This is a genomic window from Micromonospora sp. I033 (assembly GCF_053890995.1).
Genome location: NZ_JBSSLX010000343.1, coordinates 1 through 3,694, shown reverse-complemented (window position 1 = coordinate 3,694; position 3,694 = coordinate 1). Strand labels below are relative to the sequence as shown.

The following is a 3,694-nucleotide window of genomic DNA, read 5'->3' as shown; positions in this document are numbered from 1 at the left end:
GCCCGTCGGGCCGCCGAGCAGCCTGGACCTGTGGGCCCGGGCGCAGACCCTGCACCGCTGCTTCGGCGACGACGACGGCGAACCGCACATCATGCGCGGCCTGGACTGAGGCCGCTCCACACCGCAGGCGCCCCGCACGGGGCGCCCGGATCCGTGCGCCCCCTGGGCCGGTGACTGCGCCATCCGCGCAGCGCGTGGCGGGACGCCGGCACGTGAACGGACACCGGCCTGCGCAGGGCACGCTCGTCGTCGTACCGGTCGCCTAGGCTCCCGCCATGATCACCCCTGCGCCGGCTGAGCTGCTGACCCGTTTTCCCGCGTTGGCGCCGCTCGGGCGGCCGGCCGTCCGGCTGGACCCCCGGCCGGGTGAGGTCACCGCTGCCGACAGCCACGTCGGCGGGCCGCTGCGCTGGCCGGCCGCCGAGCCCTGGCCGACCTGCGACACCCCGCACATGGTCGCCGAGGAGGTGCCCCTCCCGGCGGAGCTGATCGCCGCGCTGCGGCAGCGGGAGGCGCACCGGACCCAGGCGCACGTCATGGCCGAGGGGGAGCTGGAGTTGCTCGAGGAGATCGCCCGCCTCGTCGGGCCCGGCTACACCGGCTTCGGCTCGATCAACGGTGGCCCGTACGTCGGCCACCGCTACGTGGCCCGCCCGCACCCGACGCCCAACCCGATGGTGGCGCTGGCGCAGCTACGCGCGGCCGACCTGCCGGACCTGCCCCGGCCCGACGGCACCGATCTGCTCCAGGTGCTCTGGTGCCCGTTCGAGCACCAGCAGCCGACGACCTGGGGGCCGACCGTCCACCTGCGCTGGCGCCGCGAGGCCGAGCTGACCGGCCCGCTCGCCGACCCGCCCCGGGGCGAGGTGGGCAGTGACCACTACCTGCCCCGGCCCTGCCGGCTGCACCCGGAACAGGTGGTCGACTACCCGGACCCGGCGGAGCTGCCGGCGACGCTCCGCGACGCGCTGCCCGGCGGGGCGGGCGGCGACGGGTGCGACCACGAGGACGACGCGGTCGCGGAGTTCTACGACCGGTGGCCGTTGGCCTTCGGCTGGAAGGTTGGCGGCCACCCGTTCTGGACGCTGACGGACCCGGAGCCCGTCCGGTGTCCGTCCTGCGCCGGCCCGACGCGGCTGGTGCTCACGATCGACTCCACGCCTGAGCGGACCGGCGTGGTGGTGGGCCGCCATGGTTCGTTGCGCATCTTCGCCTGCCTGACCTGCCCGGGCACCCCGGTGGTGCTCAACCAGCAGTGAGCGGGCCCAGCCGGGCCGCCCGGCCGTGCAGGTAGCGCTGCTGGGCCACGTTCATCGACCGGCGGGCCGCCGCCAGGTACGCCTCGCGCGCCGCGTCCGGCTCCCCGGCGAGCTCCAGCAGGTGCGCCCGGGCCGCGTACCGGCGGTGGTCCTCGGCGACCCGCCGGTCGGTGGCCAGCGCGTCCAGCAGCGCCAGGCCGGCCCGCGGCCCGCGCGCCATGGCCACCGCCACGGCGTGGTTCAGCCGGACCACCGGGTTGTCGTGCAGGGTCAGCAGCATCTCGTAGAGCGCGACGATCTGCGGCCAGTCCGTGGCCTCGACGTCGGGCGCCTCGTCGTGCAGCGCGGCGATCGCCGCCTGGAGCTGGTAAGGCCCGACCGTGCCCCGGGGCAGCGCCGCGGCGACCAGCGACGTCCCCTCGGCGATCTGGTCGGCCCGCCAGCATCGCCGGTCCTGCTCGGCCATCGGCACCAGCGTCCCGTCCGGGCCGGTCCGCGCCGGGGTGCGTGCGTCGGTGAGCAGCATCAACGCCAGCAGCCCGGCGACCTCCGCGTCGTCGGTGAGCCGGTGCAGCAACCGGGCCAGCCGGGTCGCCTCGGCGCACAGGTCGGGCCGGTGCAGGTGCTCCCCGGCGGTGCTCGCGTACCCCTCGTTGAAGATCAGGTAGAGCACGTGCAGCACGGCGTCGAGCCGGGCGGCCCGCTCCGGCCCGGCCGGCGGGGCGAACGGCAGCCCGCTGTCCCGGATGCGTTGCTTGGCCCGGGTGATCCGCCGGGTCATGGTCGCCTCCGGCACCAGGAACGCCCGGGCCACCTCGGCGGTGCTCAACCCGCCGACCGCGCGCAGGGTCAGCGCGATCTGCCCGGCCGGCGGCAGCGACGGGTGGCAGCAGAGGAACAGCAGGATGAGGCTGTCGTCGGCGTCGTCCGGCGCGGTGTCCGCGGGCGGTGCCAGCCACCGGTCCGCCGGCACCTCGCGGGCCACACCGTCCTCCCGGCGGCGCCGGGCCTGCTCGGCGCGGAGCAGGTCGGTCAGCCGGCGGGACGCCACGGTGATCAGCCACGCCTTCGGATCGTCCGGCAGGCCGTCGCCGGGCCAGCGGGTGGCGGCGGCGAGCAGCGCCTCCTGGGTGGCGTCCTCGGCCGTGTCGAAGTGCCCGTACCGGCGGACGAGCGCGCCGAGGACCTGCGGCGCCAGGGTGCGCAGCAGGTCCGCGACGCCGTCGGCGGGCACCGGTCAGCCCTGGAGTTCCTCGATGCCGTCCACGACCGGCCGCACGTCGACGTACTCGCCCTCGGCGTCCGGGTTGACGAACCGGGCGGCGATCTCGGTGGCCCGGTCGAAGCTGGCGCACTCGACCATCGTGTAGCCGGCCAGCACCTCCTGCGTCTCGGCGTACGGGCCGTCGGTGACCACGGGCGCGCCGCCGCGCAGCCGGACCCGGCGGGCGTGCACCGGCGCGGAGAGCCCCTGCGCGTCGACCAGTTCCCCGGTCTCGGCCAGCTCCTTGTGGACCGTCTCCATGTGGGCGTGCATCGCGGCGAGCTGCTCCGGGCTCATCGGTGGCTGGTCGCCGGGCCGTCCGGCCATCGCGTCGTAGTCCCGCTGGCTGCCGTAGAGCATGATCAGGTACTTCACGGTGTCTCCTCTCGGCCGGCGCCCCGCGGCGCCGCTCACCCGGGACGTCGGAGCCGCCGAGCCGCCCCGGACACCAGCCTAGGGCGGATCAGCCGACCCGGGCGGAGCCGACCAGCGCGGCGGTGGGCAGCGCCAGGCTCCCGTCGGCGCGGCGGTAGGTGGCGGTGAGTCGGTCGTACTCCTCGCGGATGCGCTCGCGCCCGGCCACCGGCTGCCGTTCCAGCACGAAGCCGATGGCGCTGATGCCGGCCGCGGGGCCGGCCCACCAGTCCTCGGGGTCGGTGCGGTGCGCCCAGGCCAGGGTCACGCACCGGACCTCGGCCAGCCCGGCCGCGGCGAGCAGCCCGGCCAGGCCGGACTCGGTGCGGGGGAAGTCCCGCTCGGTCGCCAGCCGGGGCAGGTCGGCCGGCATCGCGACGCCGGCGGCGGCGACGGCCGCGCCCCAGAGCCGTTGCAGCGGCGGGTGCGGAGACGGCCAGACGGTCACCGCCACCCGGCCGCCGGGGCGGACCACCCGGCGCAGCTCGGCCACGCCGGCGGCCGGGTCGCCGACGTGGTTGAGCACGAAGTTCGCCACCGCCGCGTCGAAGTCGCCGGCCGGGAACGGCAGGAGCGGCAGCGCCGCCGCCCGGACCTCCGCGCCGGGCGCGGTGCGCCGGGCCGCGTCGAGCATGCTCGGCTCCGCGTCGACCGCCACCACCTCGGCGCCGCGGGCGAGGGCCGCGGCCGCGACGGTGCCCGGCCCGGTGCCCACGTCGATCACCCGCCGCCCGGCCCGCACGCCCGCCGCGTCCAG

At 77.0% G+C, this 3,694-nt stretch carries 4 protein-coding genes; 1 reads left to right on the top strand and 3 read right to left on the bottom strand.

What is annotated here, in order from left to right:
• Positions 1-275 precede the first annotated feature (275 nt).
• Positions 276-1,259 (top strand): hypothetical protein, encoded by a 984-nt coding sequence (locus ACW0Q9_RS29740; RefSeq protein WP_456186971.1) that lies wholly within the window; start codon positions 276-278, stop codon positions 1,257-1,259.
• On the opposite strand, the gene ACW0Q9_RS29735 is transcribed toward ACW0Q9_RS29740, so the two are convergent.
• From ACW0Q9_RS29735 to ACW0Q9_RS29725, 3 genes are all read right to left on the bottom strand, one after another.
• Positions 1,246-2,493 carry an RNA polymerase sigma factor gene (locus ACW0Q9_RS29735; RefSeq protein ID WP_456186969.1) on the bottom strand — a complete coding sequence of 416 codons (1,248 nt, stop codon included), beginning with the start codon at positions 2,491-2,493 and terminating at the stop codon, positions 1,246-1,248. The genes ACW0Q9_RS29740 and ACW0Q9_RS29735 overlap by 14 nt on opposite strands.
• Positions 2,494-2,496: 3 nt before the next feature.
• Positions 2,497-2,898 carry a YciI family protein gene (locus tag ACW0Q9_RS29730; protein ID WP_456186967.1) on the bottom strand — a complete coding sequence of 134 codons (402 nt, stop codon included), beginning with the start codon at positions 2,896-2,898 and terminating at the stop codon, positions 2,497-2,499.
• Between the two features lie 88 nt (positions 2,899-2,986).
• A partial coding sequence (locus ACW0Q9_RS29725; RefSeq protein WP_456186965.1) for a class I SAM-dependent methyltransferase occupies positions 2,987-3,694 on the bottom strand: 708 nt, incomplete at its 5' end.